5 protein-coding genes are annotated in these 18,110 nt (G+C 44.6%); 2 read left to right on the top strand and 3 right to left on the bottom strand.

Annotated features, from left to right (window positions below; all coding sequences use genetic code 11):
* Positions 1-4: 4 nt before the first annotated feature.
* A complete protein-coding gene (gene murI / locus RRF69_RS07080) occupies positions 5-841 on the top strand; it encodes a glutamate racemase (RefSeq protein ID WP_316939140.1) in 837 nt (278 codons plus the stop codon).
* On the opposite strand, the gene RRF69_RS07075 is transcribed toward murI, so the two are convergent.
* The gene (locus tag RRF69_RS07075; protein WP_316939139.1) at positions 838-1,821 is read right to left on the bottom strand and encodes a type IX secretion system membrane protein PorP/SprF; all 984 of its coding nucleotides are present in this window, start codon (positions 1,819-1,821) and stop codon (positions 838-840) included. The genes murI and RRF69_RS07075 overlap by 4 nt on opposite strands.
* Positions 1,822-2,060: 239 nt before the next feature.
* Between RRF69_RS07075 and RRF69_RS07070 the strand changes: the two genes are divergently transcribed.
* Positions 2,061-2,807, top strand: coding sequence for a LytTR family DNA-binding domain-containing protein (locus RRF69_RS07070; protein ID WP_316939138.1), 747 nt, complete (start codon positions 2,061-2,063; stop codon positions 2,805-2,807).
* Between the two features lie 44 nt (positions 2,808-2,851).
* On the opposite strand, the gene RRF69_RS07065 is transcribed toward RRF69_RS07070, so the two are convergent.
* Positions 2,852-3,130 carry a hypothetical protein gene (locus RRF69_RS07065; RefSeq protein ID WP_316939137.1) on the bottom strand — a complete coding sequence of 93 codons (279 nt, stop codon included), beginning with the start codon at positions 3,128-3,130 and terminating at the stop codon, positions 2,852-2,854.
* Positions 3,131-4,550: 1,420 nt separating this feature from the next.
* Complete coding sequence (locus RRF69_RS07060) at positions 4,551-17,972, bottom strand: beta strand repeat-containing protein (RefSeq protein ID WP_316939136.1); 13,422 nt, start codon at positions 17,970-17,972, stop codon at positions 4,551-4,553.
* Between the last annotated feature and the right edge of the window lie 138 nt (positions 17,973-18,110).

The following is an 18,110-nucleotide window of genomic DNA, read 5'->3' as shown; positions in this document are numbered from 1 at the left end:
CTTTATGAGTAGGTTTTTTTTTATTTTTACTCATATGAAATACAAAGATTTTGCGATTGGCATATTTGACTCCGGTGTTGGAGGCACTTCTATTTGGTCCGAAATCAATCTCCTGCTTCCCAATGAAAGTACCCTGTACTTGTCAGACAGTAAGAACGCTCCCTATGGTGAAAAAAGCAAAGAAGAGATCCTTCAATTGGCCATAAAAAATACAGAATACCTACTCGACCAACAGTGTAAAATTATTGTTGTGGCCTGCAATACAGCTACCACAAACGCCATTCGGTATTTGAGAGCACACTATAAGGTTCCTTTTATTGGAATAGAGCCGGCCATAAAACCCGCTTCTTTTCAAACAAAAACCAATACCATCGGTATTTTGGCAACCCAAGGAACTTTAAACAGTGAACTCTTTGAACATACCTCCAGTAAAATTGACAAAGAAATTCGGATTGTAGAGCAAATCGGGAAAGGACTGGTAGAACTTATTGAAGGTGGAAAATTGTATTCTCAAGAAATGACAACCCTTTTGCAAAGCTACCTTCACCCCATGTTGGCTCAAAATATCGACTGTTTGGTCTTGGGCTGTACGCACTATCCCTATCTGATTCCGCAAATTCGATCGATCATTGGACCTAGGATTCAAATCATCGATTCTGGACAAGCAGTTGCCAAACAAACTAAGAAAATCTTAGCTGATACTGGTCTCGTAAACACCGGTGGTAATAAAATTGAAAGTAGCCATGAATTCTTGATCAACAGCAATAAAGACACTTTGGTGGAACTCCTTAAAGAAAACAAGCTTAAAAAGCAGCATACCATTCGAGAAACGGACTTTTAAAAGCCGTTAAACATCGCATTGATATTTGGACAGGCTGCAGCTCTCGGCGCTCTTGTAAATAGGTTAAAGCCCAAACTCACTTGATTGAACCCGCTATTGGTATAGACCAAATCGTTTAATTGATGCGAATAGGTATACGAAAACATGAACCGTTTAAAATTGAGCCCAATAATAGGCGTAATGTATTGTAAATTTTCAATCGCTCCAGAATCAAAATTTCTTCGGTACGATACCGTTGCCCAAAATTGAGTTTCCCCAAAAGTCTTGTATACTTTTAAATTAAAATCAGCAATGCGCTCTCCGGTACTCTCCCGAAACTGCAGCATTATAGAAGGTTCTAGTTGTACAACGTTTTCTGTACCATAAAAATAACCCACAGAAACAATATAATTTCTTAAATCTAAGGGTTCGTTGATATTGAAATTGTTTTTGGCTGTAAGGAGTAGGTTTTTTATCGTTAGATAGGAAGAAAAACCTCCTAAATGATAGGACATTCCAAAATCTGAATTGTAATAACTAGAGCTTTGTATGATTTGAGAAACAGAGGGATCTCCTGAAAATAATCGTTGATCGGATTGGTTTTGAACAAATGTAAACGACAGACCAAAGGAAAGTTGTTCAAAGTTTCGGCCAATACTCATTGGCAAATGGTATGCATAGGTCCCTTGCATCCCTTGTTGTGCGTGGTATCCATTTTTGTCATTAAACATCACGAAGCCATAAGCTGCATTGGACTCTTCACCCAATCGACTATGAAAACTCAGTGTTTGCAGCGCCGGTGCATTGGGAATTCCCGCCCACTGCTGTCTTGCAGTAAATCGCAATTTTGAAGTATTTCCAATTCCTGCTGCGGCTGGGTGCACCAAATAAACATTGTCTGACAAATAATCTCCATAAATTGGAAGGGTTCCCTGAGAAAAAGTAGGCATCGCCATAAAAAGAGCAACCAAAAAAGGAATAATAAAAGAAAATGATTTCATTTGGTGGGGCCTGTATTTGTTAGTTCAAAGTTATTCATTTTATTACACATATTCTTTTAAATCAAAATTTTAATCCTGAAATCTAAAATGAAAAAGAAGTTTTGAATATTTTTTACCAGCGAAACAACCCTCAGCAACTCGCTAATTTTATACTTTTAAGATATAAAAAATTCATAAATGATAATATATAATAGATTAATAGTCAATTTTGAACAATAATTGTATTTTTGTAAAAAAGATTGAGAAAGTACAAAACCCTACTAATTGACGATAATCCTGAGCATATCAATTTATTAAAGTCAACCCTCAACCTCTACATCCCTCTATTAGATGTGGTTGCTGAAGCTTCAGACGTGCAAACAGGAATTCAGGCATACCTAAAAACACAACCTGAGATTCTTTTGTTAGATGTCAATTTAGAGAACGATACCATATTTAGTTTTATCGATGAGCTCAAAACAACCTCTGCAGAAATCATTTTAATCAGTTCTCACAATCATTATGGTGTTACTGCAGTCAACTACGATATTACAGGATATGTAATGAAACCAATCAAGGTTCAAAAACTTAAAAAAGCCATTCAAAAAGCCATCTTTAACATCGAAAGAAAAACTTCACAAAACAACTTTTCTTTTTCCAAACAAAACGAAATCCCCCACTCCAGCATCATTTCCATTCCTGGAATCCAAGATGTAGCATTAATTTCTTCAGATGAAATCGAATACTTGGAAGCAGATGGAAAATATACGGTGGTACATCTATCCAATCAAACAAAAAAGGTGTCCAGTAAAAACATTGGAGAATATGAATCCTTTGTAAATCCAAAACTGTTTTACCGAGTTCACCATCGCTACCTAGTCAACATCTCCAAAATTATCCGAATTCACAAATCAGGAAAACCTGTTTGTGAGCTTGCCAACAAAGTGCTAGTTCCCATTGCCAAGCGAAGACTGGAATCTTTGTATCAATTCTTAAACGTGAAATAATTGCTGGAAATTCTTATTTTGAAGAAGACAATTCAATAAAAAACTTATCGTTTTTCAATTTTAAAAACAGTTTTATTGGTGCCGAAATAAATCACTAAATACATTTTTGAACCAAAAACATTCTTAGTACCAATATAGTAGGTCCAACGATCGGAATTGTCATCGTTGAACTCATCTCCCAATTTTTGAATAACCTCCCTTTTAGTACATCCAATCAATGAGCGAGTGGTTTCTAATTCATGGATCATATACTTTCGCTGATCTCGCTCTTCTTTCCACACCGTTTCATCAAAATTAATTTTATATGACTTCCTTACTAACATACGAATTTAAAGATTAAAAAAAACAAAAATTCAATAAATTGCGTATGGGGAATAATCGTAAAAAATACAAGAACCACACTCGGTTAAGACAACTACCCCTAACTATTTTTACCGAGGTGTGGTACTGTATCTTATGATTTTCTAAAAGACAATGCTCTTATCATTTACTAATGAACAGTAAAATTCGTACTTTTTTTAAGTTTATCCTCACACCAATAAATAAGTGGTAAAAATTAAGTATAACTGGCAATTTATTGAGTACAAGTGGTGAAGCTTTACAGGATCACATCCCCCTCGCTCCGTAGGAGTCTCAGAAACACAACCCCATCGAGTTTGTCACTCCGTAGGAGTCTCTGGAAGATAAACTGGGTTGCTTACTCTTGCGTGGGAGTCTCAGAAACACAACCCCCACCGTGTTTGTCACTCCGTAGGAGTCTCTGGAAACCAACTGGGTTGCTCACTCTTGCGTGGGTTCCTTACAGGAAGACAAACCCCCGTGTTTGTCACTCCGTAGGAGTCTCAGGAAACCAACTGGGTGGTTTACTCTTGCGTGGGAGTCTCAGAAACACAACCCCATCGAGTTTGTCACTCCGTAGGAGTCTCAGAAACACAACCCCATCGAGTTTGTCACTCCGTAGGAGTCTCTGGAAACCAACCCCATCGAGTTGGTCACTCCGTTAGGAGTCTCTGGAAACCAACTGGGTTGCTCACTCTTGTGTGGGTTCCTTTCAGGAAGACAAACTGGGTGGACTTACTGTTGCGGGCTCACTCCTGCGTAGGAGTCTCAGAAACACAACCCCCCGTGTTTGTCACTCCGTAGGAGATTCAGAAACACAACCCCATCGAGTTTGTCACTCCGTAGGAGTCTCTGGAAACCAACTGGGTTGCTCACTCTTGCGTGGGTTCCTTTCAGGAAGACAAACCCCCGTGTTTGTCACTCCGTAGGAGTCTCAGAAACACAAACCCATCGAGTTTGTCACTCCGTAGGAGTCTCTGGAGACCAACTGGGTGGGCTTACTCTTGTGGGCTCACTCCTGCGTAGGAGTCTCAGAAACACAACCCCCACCGTGTTTGTCACTCCGTAGGAGTCTCAGGAAGACAAACTGGGTGGGCTTACTGTTGCGGGCTCACTCTTGCGTGGGTACCTTTCAGGAAGACAAACCCCCGTGTTTGTCCCTCCGTAGGAGTCTCAGGAAGACAAACTGGGTTGCTCACTCTTGCGGGCTCACTCTTATGGGTTCACTCTTATGGGCTCACCCCTCCGTGTTTGTAATTCCGAAGGAGCTCACTGTAACCCACAAAAAAATACCTCCTGTGAGTGCCCTTTGAAAGGCAACACAAGAGGTATTGTATTTTTAAAAAATTAATTTCAAACAATTGGAAACGAGGGTCTCACCTCGTTCCAATTGAGTTTCTATACTTATAGTCCTGTATGGCTTACTGTATCCTGAATTAGTAACTGACCAAGTACCGAACCTGTTGTACCATAATTAAAGACATTGTAAGTAGTGCCTTCAGAATCCGTAGTAGTTCCTGCAGCTGTCCATCCGCCACCTAGTACATTCACCGTACCACTGGTACCGTCAATTCTAATTTGTCTACGACCAGTAGCGTCCAATCCATCATAACCATTAGTGCTATTGAACAGATTTACATCTGATAGCATTACATCATCAATATTCAAGGTCAAGCTGTTTGTCCCTGCTCCTGAAGTAACACCTATATTATTACTTAAATTAAATACTGCATAAACCGGCTGATCTAGATTACTTACTAGTGTAAGATCTAAGCTTCGACCATTCCTTCCAATTTCATAGGTACTAGTAGAAAACGAATCGAAAGCAGGATCTTCTAAAACAACCTCAACGGTCACTCTTGTATCTAATATACCAGTTCCTAGTGCTGCATCGTCTTCAATTTGGAATTTCAAATTATGAGTTCCATAAGAGGCTCTCGGTGAAACAAAACTCCACTCCGTACCACTTATGGTCGCAGTACCTATAAAGACGCCCGAGTCGTATACTTTCACGCTCTGACCTTCATTTAGTGATCCTGCCAAGCTACCTGTATAAGTCAACGAGGTGTCATTTGTTTGGGTGTTATTACCATTAAACACATTCCCTTGCAGTACGCCAACATCGTCCATGATTGCTAGTACCGTAATTTGTTGTATGCTAAAGTTAAACACCGCCGATGCTACACCACTGTCTCCCAGAGCTGGATTTTCTACCACGGCAGTCAAGGCATGACTTCCTGCTGCTAACGTAGGTGTTGTAAAGCTCCAGTTGGTTCCCGTGACCGTCGCTGTGCCCAGAAGGGTTGTCCCATCATAGATGATCACACGCTGGTTTGGAGTCAATGAGAGATTGACAATACCTGTTACGGTAGGAGTCTCATCATCTGTGATCCCATCGGGTACTACCACACCGGTTTCTGTACCAAAATTGTCAGTTAGACGAGTAATACTTGCCAAAATTGAACTAGGTGCCGTCGCATCCACAGATATAGCATGTTGTTTGCTACTGGCTATACCTGAGGTGGCAGATCCACTAATGGCATCTTCCACTTGCACACGTAATAGATGTACTCTGTTAGTCAAATCGACTGTTGGAGTAAAACTCCAGTCAAGTCCATTGACTGTTGCCTGACCTATCCGTTGAGTACCATCGTAGACACCCAAAACTTCATTCGCTCCAAGCGCAATACCGATCGTACCGGCTAGAGTTGGTCTTCGATCGTCTGTTGCGCCATTGTCTAAGAAATCACCTGTCACAGTACCTACATCATCTGTAATGCTGCTCCAGTGCACACTTTGAAGTACTACCGTAAAGGGGGTAGAAACAGGTCCATTCGTACCTGTCGCAGGATTCTCAACCTGTGCTGTCAAAGAAGAACGACTGCCCAATCTGAATATTGTTGGGTCTATACTAGCACTCGTAGTATTCACTACAACATTGTTCAGTGTAGCATTTGGTGTTAAAAACGTAGCATCTACATACAAATCGCCTGTAAAATTACCAAAGTTATGAACCTCCACACCATTCTTTAAAACGGAAATTTGATCCCCTCGACGAACAATACTGACTACATCGCCTGTGGCATAGGTAACATTCGGGTTTGCCCATGCTCCCTCTTTATAAACTTCCAAGCGAGTGTTGGATTTCAAAAGGACTGCAAATTTTATGGCTGCAAGACTATTGTCATCACGAGATGACAAGTCACTCAACCCAATTATTCGACTGGTATTGGTTTCTACTACTGTGGTAGCGACCGCACCATCGCCTGTGATGACATTGGAAGCGAAGAAACCTGCATCCCAAGCATCAGCAGTCCCTGTCTTTGTGAAATTGTTGCCCGTGGTCGAAATATTGCTAATCGTATCGGGGGTGATCGGAACAAATCCAGCCTGTTCGGCCGCTGACCTCCAAATAGGATCGAAAAACTTAAAGGTCCATGCCGTTCCAGTTGGGTTGGCTTCCCCCATACGGGTAGTACCGTCATAGACTGCCAAGACCTGTGGTCCTGTTAGAGGCTCACTCAGGGTTCCTGAGAGATCTAAAACATTATCATTGGTCGTACTTCCATCGGTTAGGTTCCCTGTGAATGTAAATTCATATAGATCATCGACAACCGTATTGATGGCAACCGTTTGTGTTGGCGTTGCTGCATCCACGTGTAGCGTAACTGAACTGCTGCTAGTGGTCGCGGCAATCACATTGCCCGTCGTCGTATCTTCAATTTTTGCAACCAAATCATGACTGCCCTCATTGAGGGTCGGAATGTCAAAAGTCCAATCGACCGAATTACTGATTGTTGCTTCGCCCAAACGAACACCATCATTGTAAATTGCAACCACATGACCTGCTTTCAAGGCCAATGCAGTGGTCCCAGCAATCACTGGAGTGGTATCATCAGTTGCAAAACTGGTTGTGCTACTAGCATCTGCCAACAGGTTGCCTGTCACAGCCCCTTCATTATCCGTAAGCGTTGTAATGTCAATTTGCTGAACCTCGAAGCTAAAGGCTGATGATTCAGGTCCTTGAGCACCACTACCAGGATTGACAACCCGAGCGGTAAAACTGTGTGTACCCGTTGTCAAGGCAGCCTCAGAAGGTACTGAAAAACTCCACGACTGGCCACTCGTTACCGCCGAACCGACAAGCGTTGTTCCTTCATAAATATTGACTTGCTGCCCTAAAATCAGCGGAGCATTTAGCGTTCCCGAGAAACTTGGGGTGGTATCGTCTGTGACTCCCGTACTTCCAAAAATACCGGTACTTGATCCGTTAACAGACTCATCGTCTGTCATACCGTCTATAACTACTGTTTGGGTAGGTGAACCACTTACCAAAAAGGAATGGGTTCGACTGACTACACGCCCAGTACTAAAACTACCTGTTGTGACGTCCTGTACTTGAATCAATACCCTATGAAGTCCCTCAACAAGTGGAGTCGTTGGGGTAAAGGTCCAGCTTAAATCTGTTTCGACGGTAGCTGTCCCTATCTTATTCTCATCGCTGTACATAGCCAGTTCTTCATTCGTACCCAATGACGCCGTTAGAGTCCCTGATAACGTTGGAGAAGGACTCGTTGTGACACTTAAGTCTGAGTTACTATTTCCATCGATATCAAAACTAAGAATGTTTTGCAAGTGAACTGTGTATACCTCTGAAGTAGTACTGCTCCCACTCGGGTTTTCAATCACAGCGGTAAAGTCTGAATCTCCATCCAAAATTACAATTTCTCTTGGCATCTCTTTTTCCCAACTTACAGGAGAAATTGTGGAAACTGTGGCTTCACCCAAGAAATAGCTACCAACATAGACAAGAATCTTTTGCCCAGAAGTCAGTGGTGCCGAAAGCGTCCCTTTTAGGATTGGTGTGGAATCATCCGTAGTCGTTCCACTAGCAACCAATCCTGTAACTGATCCAGTAATCGTATTATCGTCTAAGACTTCCGTAATGGTGATGGTTTGGGTTACATCGCTGGTATTAATGATCAACAGTCTGCTTGAAGATGCCGCAAGAATACTTCCTGTACCATCTTCAACCCGAACGGAAAATTGATATTCACCATCACTCAATGCCGAAGCTGGTGTAAAGCTATACGAGCTGTCGTTGTTCACTGTAGCTTCTCCCAAACGGCTTACCACCCCATTGACAGTCGCGTAGACTGCAGCCACTTCGTTAGTCCCCAAGGTACTCCCCAGGATTCCCACTAGAGTTGGTGTGGTATCGTCTGTTGCTTGAGATGTGGATACATCCCCTTGAATACTTCCTACATCATCCGTTACCGTGTTTAAAGAAGGGGCTTGTATATGAATTTGATAACCATCAGAGAATGCTCCATAGACTCCGGCTGTAGTGTTTTCTACACGTGCAGTCAAGGTATGACTTCCATTCCCTAAATTGGCCGTAAACATCCAAGTAGTAGTAGAAACATTGGCTTCGCCGATGCGACTACTAACGCCATTACTGGTGTCATAGATTGCCAATACCTGTCCAGTTTGCAAAGCAGAATTCAAAATTCCTTCCAAATCCAAGCTGTTGTCGTCTGTGCTGCTATCAGAAGCTACAATCCCTTGTACAGAGCCCAAACTTGTCTGGTTATCTGTGGCGCTGGAAATCGTAACGGTTTGTGATGGAATACCGCCATACACATTGGTGAGTAAATAAAAATTGGAAATCACACGAGCAGCACTCAAATCCCTGTTGTTTGTCGCCTGAATGGTGGCTCTGAATGAATGTTCTCCAATTGGTATATCAAAACTTGGTGTAAAGGTCCAACTAGTGCCCATAAAGGTTGCCGAACCAAGATAGGTCGAACCATCATAGACCGCAAGTTCTTCACCACTACCTGGGTCCGTCGAAATAACACCGCTCAATGTGGGTCTTCCATCATCCGTTTCCGAAGCACCCATAAGCCTTAAGTTTCCAGTAATCGTACCTTGGTCATCGACAATTTTAACGATCGAGAGTACTTGCACTCGTACTTCAAAAGGAGGGCTTGAAGGAGATCCTTGCGTATTGTTCGAGGTGTTTTCAACAACTGCTGTAAGGCTGTGTAGCCCTTGTCCCAATGTAGGTGTTGTAAAGTTCCAAGTAGTACCCAAAACGGTAGCGTTGCCAATTTTGGTGGTTACCCCATTAAAGACATCATAAATGGCTAGCACCTGTCCAGAAATCAAAGGAATACTCAACGTACCTACAATATCCAAGGTACTGTCATCGGTACTGCTGCCCGAGGTCAATGCTCCCTGAGTAGAGCCATTGGTCACTGCATTGTCCGTCATACTCACAAGAGTGACTGTTTGATCCGGTGCAGCAGTATCCATAATCGTTATGATCTTCAATATAATCACACGACCAGAACCAATGTCTGTAGTCCCCGTAGCTTGAACCACTACATATAGTGAATGAGTTCCCAACGGCAAATCACTGCTCGGTGTAAAGGTCCAATCGGTTCCCGTTGTGGTCGCTAGTCCTAATAAATTGCTTCCATTGTAGATTGCAATTTCTTCTCCAGCACCCAAGGCTGTGGAAAGCGTTCCTGAAATAACAGGACGGACATCATCGGTGGTGTCCACCCCTTGTGCCAGAAGATTTCCTATTAGTACACCTTGGTCATCCATAATAGCGGAAAGTTTGATGCTTTGCACCTGTAGCGCAAAGGCGGCTGATACCGGCCCTTGTGAACCATTGATGGTGTTTTCTACCACCAGCGTCAAACGATGTTGCCCCTCAAGGAGTGCTGGTGTTGTAAAACTCCAAGTGGTGAAATTGACGGTCGCCTCACCAATTTTTGTATTCACTCCAATTACTTCGTCATAGACTGCCAAAATTTGACCCGTAGCCAACACGGTGCTCAGTGTCCCTGTCAAGTCTAAAGTTGCGTCATCCGAACTACTACCCGACGTGAGTGTTCCCTGAACTGAGCCATTGACTCCCACATTGTCGGTAACGTTCAAAATGGCCACCGTTTGGGTTGGAGCTGCAGGATTTCCCACTATTATGTCTACTGAATTGCTGACTACCTGCGCAGTAGCAATTGTGGACATGCCTGTGGCTTGAATCACTGCTCTAAAAGTATGGTCTCCTTCAGATAAGTTGCCTGACGGGGTAAAGGTCCAATAGGTCCCTGTTACCGTTGCCGCCCCTAAGTAGCCTGTAGTATCGTAAATAGAAAGTTGTTCAGTACTCGCAAGTGCTGTAGCAACCGTACCGCTTAGTGTTGGAGTACTGTCATCGGTCACAGTGACCCCTTGCGATAGTAAATTCCCTGTATCTTTCCCAATATTGTCTGAAACCGCAGCAATCGAAAGGGATTGCACTCGTACTTCATATGGAGGGGTTGATAGAGATCCTTGTGTATTGTTCGCGGTGTTTTCAACACGTGCTGTAAAGCTGTGAAGCCCAGGGTTCAATGTAGGTGTGTTAAAAGTCCAAGTCGTCGTGGAAAGGGTAGCGTTGCCAATCTTGGCCGTGGCACCATTGAAGGTGTCATACACAGCGAGCACTTGTCCCGTGCCCAATGGAATACTCAAAGTCCCCAAAATGGCCAGCGTAGTGTCATCCGTACTGCTGCCCGAGGCCACTGTTCCCTCGATAGAACCATTGGTCGCAGCATTGTCCGTCAAACTTACAAGAGTGACTGTTTGGACAGGTACAGCAGCATCAAGAATTGTGAAAGTTTGCGTGCCACTAATGACACGTCCAGAAGTACTGTCTGTAGTCCCCGTCGCTTGAATCACTGCTTTGAGTGAATGTGTGCCCGTAGACAAATCGCTGCTCGGGGTAAAGGTCCAATCGGTTCCCGTTGTGGTCGCTATTCCTAATAAATTGCTTCCATTGTAGATTCCAATTTCTTCTCCAGTCCCCAGGGGTACTGTTAGTATTCCGGAAATAACAGGAAGGACATCGTCGGTGGTGTTTACCCCTTGTGCCAAGAGATTCCCTGTAATTGTACCTTGGTCATCCACAATGGCCGAAAGAGTGATGCTTTGCACCTGTAACGTAAAGGCGGTTGATACCGGCCCTTGTACACCGTTGATGGTGTTTTCCACCGCTAGGGTCAAACGATGTTGCCCCTCCACGAGTGCTGGTGTGGTAAATCTCCAGGTATTGGCGTTGACCGTTGCCTTACCAATTTTCGTAGTGATTCCATTGACTTGGTCATAGACCGCTAAAATTTGACCAGAACGCAACACTGCGCTCAGTGTCCCCATCAAAGCGAGCGTCGTGTCATCGGTACTGCTATTGGAAGTGAGTGTCCCCTGAACTGAGCCGTTTAGTCCTACATTGTCAGTAACACTCAAAAGAGCCACCGTTTGTGTAGGAGGTGGAGTTGTAGCATCTATAATCTGAACGGCATAAGCTGCAGAACTGAGTTGGACATCGCCATTGGCATTGTGAATTTTTGCCACAAAGTTGTAATTTGCAAAAGAAAGTGCATCCGTTGGTGTATAAGTCCATTGATTCCCTGTCACCTGAGCCTCCCCTAAAAGTGCAGTCCCGTTGTATATTTTTACGGTTTCGCTGGTTCCTAAGGGTGCTTTCAAAGTCCCCGACAAGGTGGGAGTAGGATCATCAGTCTCTCCTGCATTGGAAACATTTCCTGCCGTATTTTCATCATCGAAGATACTGCTGATTTGAATGCCATTGACAATGACTCCAAAGGCTTCACTGGAAGGTCCGACCAAGTTGGTTCCCGAAAGTTCCACCTGCGCCGTCAATTGATGGAGCCCAAAAGCAAGCGATGCGTCATAGGTCCATACGGTTCCGGATACTGTGGCTTCACCTAATTTGGTTTTTGCACCATTGGCAAGGTCATAAATGGCAAGTACTTGACCGTCTACCAAAAGACCGCTAAGCATTCCGCTTAGTTTCGGGGTGGCATCATCGGTAGATGCTCCCTTGCTGATTGCCGTGGTATTCTCTCCAACATTGTCTGCCACTTGTACAATAACAGCTGTTTGGCTAGGTGCCGTAGCCGGCTCAATGGTCGTAAAGTTGTAGGTATTGGTGGAAGTGACCAATGCATTTCCTCGTGCGACAATGGAAGTTGAAATCTGTTGTGCACCCAAAGAAAGTTCTGGGCTCGGTATAAAACTCCAACCGAGGCCGTTTACTGTTGCTGTTCCTAAAAGGGTTGTACCGTTGTAAATTTCCAAAGTTTCATTTGCCGCCAAGGGAGCTCCCAAAGTACCCGATAGGGTTGGGGTCAAATCGTCTGTGGATTCCCCTTGAAGTACGGCACCCACCTCTGGACCGAAATTATCGCTAATAGTACTAAGAACCACCTCATTGACATTCAACACAAAGGGGTCCGAAGCAGGACCGCTCAAGCCCGTAGCTGTATCTTCCACCTGAACCGTTAGGGTATTACTGTCAAAGGATAATTCGGTAACAATCTCCATATTTTGAAGGATCGCTCCGGAAGTGTAAATTACACCCCCGGCATACACATTTCCGGTAGAGGCATACCTTGATTCATAAAAAACTGTGCCATTTTTCAAATAGGTCACCTTAGAACCTGTCCTTCTAACCGTCAATACATCATTTGCCGCATAGGTAGTTACTTCATTGGCTCTTCGACTTTCAAGCTCATTAATATATATTTTACCAGTTCTATACATATACATCGCATAGCGCAGCGTATGCTCACCATTGAATGCTGGATTGGAAGACGTCGCAAAGCCTATTTGCTTATATGTATTGTTGACATCTACTGTGATGGATACCGAAGCATCTCCACTCAGTTGTTGGGTTGAAATTGCCATAGCATTCCAATCATTCGCTGCCGTCTTTGTAATCGTGTTGGTCGTCGCATCGACAGTAACACCCGCAGTCAATCCAAAGGGGGCATTGTTGATCAAATCAAAAGACCAAGAAGTTTTGGTAATCGTATCAACAACCGCTTCCCCCAAACGGGTACTGCCCTCATAAAGTGCCAGCACTTCATCGGCTCCCAAGGTGGTGGATAGGGTTCCTGCCATTGCGGGGGTCCTGTCATCTGTGCTGGCACCGCTGCTTAGGGTTCCTGTAGTATCGCCCACATCGTCGGTCACCGTTGTAATGATGGCGGTTGTCGTTGGAGGGGTTGGTAGTAGGACCGTAGTAAAACCAACGGTCTCTGAGACCATCAGGGCGTCCCCGCTGGCGTTTTCAATTTTAGCGCTCAACTGCTGGTCACCAATAGCTAATTCTTGGGAAGGTGTAAAGTTCCAATTGAGTCCGTCTAGGGTTGCCGTTCCCAATGAAGTTGTACCGTTGTAGACTTGAATTTTTTCTCCTGCCCCCAAAGGAGCTCCTAAAGTACCCACTAGGGTTGGGGTCAAATCGTCTGTGGATTCCCCTTGAAGTACGGCACCCACCTCTGGACCGAAATTATCGCTAATAGTACTAAGAACCACCTCATTGACATTCAACACAAAGGGGTCCGAAGCAGGACCGCTCAAGCCCGTAGCTGTATCTTCCACCTGAACCGTTAGGGTATTACTGTCAAAGGATAATTCGGTAACAATCTCCATATTTTGAAGGATCGCTCCGGAAGTGTAAATTACACCCCCGGCATACACATTTCCGGTAGAGGCATACCTTGATTCATAAAAAACTGTGCCATTTTTCAAATAGGTCACCTTAGAACCTGTCCTTCTAACCGTCAATACATCATTTGCCGCATAGGTAGTTACTTCATTGGCTCTTCGACTTTCAAGCTCATTAATATATATTTTACCAGTTCTATACATATACATCGCATAGCGCAGCGTATGCTCACCATTGAATGCTGGATTGGAAGACGTCGCAAAGCCTATTTGCTTATATGTATTGTTGACATCTACTGTGATGGATACCGAAGCATCTCCACTCAGTTGTTGGGTTGAAATTGCCATAGCATTCCAATCATTCGCTGCCGTCTTTGTAATCGTGTTGGTCGTCGCATCGACAGTAACACCCGCAGTCAATCCAAAGGGGGCATTGTTGATCAAATCAAAAGACCAAGAAGTTTTGGTAATCGTATCAACAACCGCTTCCCCCAAACGGGTACTGCCCTCATAAAGTGCCAGCACTTCATCGTCCCCCAAGGCGGCAGTCAGGGTTCCAGTGATTGCAGGGGTCCTGTCATCTGTGGTGGCACCGCTGCTTAGGGTTCCTGTAGTATCGCCCACATCGTCGGTCACCGTTGTAATGATGGCGGTTGTCGCTGAAGGAGTTGGTAGGACCGTAGTAAAACCAACGGTCTCTGAGACCATCAGGGCGTCCCCGCTGGCGTTTTCAATTTTAGCGCTCAACTGCTGGTCACCAATAGCTAATTCTTGGGAAGGTGTAAAGTTCCAATTGAGTCCGTCTAGGGTTGCCGTTCCCAATGAAGTTGTACCGTTGTAGACTTGAATTTTTTCTCCTGCCCCCAAAGGAACTCCTAAAGTACCCACTAGGGTTGGGGTCAAATCGTCCGTAGCCTCTCCTGAAAGTACAGGACCCACCACGGAACCAAAATCATCACTCAACCCCGTAAGAACCACCTTATTGACATTCAACACAAAGGGGTCCGAAGCAGGACCGCTCAAGCCCGTAGCTGTATCTTCCACCTGAACCGTTAGGGTATTACTGTCAAAGGATAATTCGGTAACAATCTCCATATTTTGAAGGATCGCTCCGGAAGTGTAAATTACACCCCCGGCATACACATTTCCGGTAGAGGCATACCTTGATTCATAAAAAACTGTGCCATTTTTCAAATAGGTCACCTTAGAACCTGTCCTTCTAACCGTCAATACATCATTTGCCGCATAGGTAGTTACTTCACTGGCTCTTCGACTTCCAAGCTCATTAATATATATTTTACCAGTTCTATACATATACATCGCATAGCGCAGCGTATGCTCACCATTGAATGCTGGATTGGAAGACGTCGCAAAGCCTATTTGCTTATATGTATTGTTGACATCTACTGTGATGGATACCGAAGCATCTCCACTCAGTTGTTGGGTTGAAATTGCCATAGCATTCCAATCATTCGCTGCCGTCTTTGTAATCGTGTTGGTCGTCGCATCGACAGTAACACCCGCAGTCAATCCAAAGGGGGCATTGTTGATCAAATCAAAAGACCAAGAAGTTTTGGTAATCGTATCAACAACCGCTTCCCCCAAACGGGTACTGCCCTCATAAAGTGCCAGCACTTCATCGGCTCCCAAGGTGGTGGATAGGGTTCCTGCCATTGCGGGGGTCCTGTCATCTGTGGTGGCACCGCTGCTTAGGGTTCCTGTAGTATCGCCCACATCGTCGGTCACCGTTGTAATGATGGCGGTTGTCGTTGGAGGGGTTAGTAGGACCGTAGTAAAACCAAAGGTCTCTGAGACCACCAAGGCGTCCCCGCTGGCGTTTTCAATTTTAGCGCTCAACTGCTGGTCACCAATAGCTAATTCTTGGGAAGGTGTAAAGTTCCAATTGAGTCCGTCTAGGGTTGCCGTTCCCAATGAAGTTGTACCGTTGTAGACTTGAATGTATTCTCCTGCCCCCAAAGGAACTCCCAAAGTACCCGATAGGGTTGGGGTCAAATCGTCCGTAACCTCTCCTGAAAGTACAGGACCCACCACGGAACCAAAATCATCACTCAACCCCGTAAGAACCACCTTATTGACATTCAACACAAAGGGGTCCGAAGCAGGACCGCTCAAGCCCGTAGCTGTATCTTCCACCTGAACCGTTAGGGTATTACTGTCAAAGGATAATTCGGTAGCAATCTTCATATTTTGAAGGATCGCTCCGGAAGTGTAAATTACACCCCCGGCATACACATTTCCGGTAGAGGCATACCTTGATTCATAAAAAACTGTGCCATTTTTCAAATAGGTCACCTTAGAACCTGTCCTTCTAACCGTCAATACATCATTTGCCGCATAGGTAGTTACTTCACTGGCTCTTCGACTTCCAAGCTCATTAATATATATTTTACCAGTTCTATACATATACATCGCATAGCGCAGCGTATGCTCACCATTGAATGCTGGATTGGAAGACGTCGCAAAGCCTATTTGCTTATATGTATTGTTGACATCTACTGTGATGGATACCGAAGCATCTCCACTCAGTTGTTGGGTTGAAATTGCCATAGCATTCCAATCATTCACTGCCGTCTTTGTAATCGTGTTGGTCGTCGCATCGACAGTAACACCCGCAGTCAATCCAAAGGGGGCATTGTTGATCAAATCAAAAGACCAAGAAGTTTTGGTAATCGTATCAACAACCGCTTCCCCCAAACGGGTACTGCCCTCATAAAGTGCCAGCACTTCATCGGCTCCCAAGGTGGTGGATAGGGTTCCTGCCATTGCGGGGGTCCTGTCATCTGTGCTGGCACCGCTGCTTAGGGTTCCTGTAGTATCGCCCACATCGTCGGTCACCGTTGTAATGATGGCGGTTGTCGTTGGAGGGGTTGGTAGTAGGACCGTAGTAAAACCAACGGTCTCTGAGACCATCAGGGCGTCCCCGCTGGCGTTTTCAATTTTAGCGCTCAACTGCTGGTCACCAATAGCTAATTCTTGGGAAGGTGTAAAGTTCCAATTGAGTCCGTCTAGGGTTGCCGTTCCCAATGAAGTTGTACCGTTGTAGACTTGAATTTTTTCTCCTGCCCCCAAAGGAGCTCCTAAAGTACCCACTAGGGTTGGGGTCAAATCGTCTGTGGATTCCCCTTGAAGTACGGCACCCACCTCTGGACCGAAATTATCGCTAATAGTACTAAGAACCACCTCATTGACATTCAACACAAAGGGGTCCGAAGCAGGACCGCTCAAGCCCGTAGCTGTATCTTCCACCTGAACCGTTAGGGTATTACTGTCAAAGGATAATTCGGTAACAATCTCCATATTTTGAAGGATCGCTCCGGAAGTGTAAATTACACCCCCGGCATACACATTTCCGGTAGAGGCATACCTTGATTCATAAAAAACTGTGCCATTTTTCAAATAGGTCACCTTAGAACCTGTCCTTCTAACCGTCAATACATCATTTGCCGCATAGGTAGTTACTTCATTGGCTCTTCGACTTTCAAGCTCATTAATATATATTTTACCAGTTCTATACATATACATCGCATAGCGCAGCGTATGCTCACCATTGAATGCTGGATTGGAAGACGTCGCAAAGCCTATTTGCTTATATGTATTGTTGACATCTACTGTGATGGATACCGAAGCATCTCCACTCAGTTGTTGGGTTGAAATTGCCATAGCATTCCAATCATTCGCTGCCGTCTTTGTAATCGTGTTGGTCGTCGCATCGACAGTAACACCCGCAGTCAATCCAAAGGGGGCATTGTTGATCAAATCAAAAGACCAAGAAGTTTTGGTAATCGTATCAACAACCGCTTCCCCCAAACGGGTACTGCCCTCATAAAGTGCCAGCACTTCATCGGCTCCCAAGGTGGTGGATAGGGTTCCTGCCATTGCGGGGGTCCTGTCATCTGTGCTGGCACCGCTGCTTAGCGTTCCAGTAGTATCGCCCGCATCGTCGGTCACGGTTGCAATGGTAGCAATTGTTGTTGGAAGAGATGGTAGGGCCGTAATAAAACCAAAGGAGTTTGAGCTAGCAAGGATTGTGCTGTTCTCTTCAATGTTCGCCTTCAAATTGTACTGCCTCTCAGCTAGAGCCTGAGAAGGCGTAAAGGACCAAAGAAGCGAATTCGGCGCAAAAGTTGCTTCTCCTATAGGACTATCTCCATCATAGATCTGTAATATGGCACCACTGGGTAGAGCTGCTGCGACTTCACCAAAAATTGTGGGTGTCAAATCGTCTGTAGTCTCCCCATCAGCCACAGCCCCTAATTCATCTCCAAAGTCGTCACTCACTCCTAAAATTGTAATATTAGCCCTGACAATTTTTACGTAATCTAAGGGGTTGCTCTCAATAAGCGATCCGTTGTAGATATGGCGCACGAGTACTTCTCCAGTCAGTGGAAAGCTTGTAACGGTAATGGTTCCTTTTCC

The organism is Polaribacter sp. HL-MS24 (assembly GCF_032758595.1).
Taxonomy (GTDB): Bacteria; Bacteroidota; Bacteroidia; order Flavobacteriales; family Flavobacteriaceae; genus Polaribacter.
The sequence above is the reverse complement of the archived record's forward strand: the minus strand, read 5'-3'. Positions and strand labels throughout refer to the sequence as shown.

What these genes read in the sequence shown, in the direction of transcription:
- murI (WP_316939140.1), top strand. Translation starts at nt 5, where the DNA reads ATGAGTAGGTTTTTTTTTATTTTTACTCATATGAAATACAAAGATTTT.
- RRF69_RS07075 (WP_316939139.1), bottom strand. Translation starts at nt 1,821, where the DNA reads ATGAAATCATTTTCTTTTATTATTCCTTTTTTGGTTGCTCTTTTTATG.
- RRF69_RS07065 (WP_316939137.1), bottom strand. Translation starts at nt 3,130, where the DNA reads ATGTTAGTAAGGAAGTCATATAAAATTAATTTTGATGAAACGGTGTGG.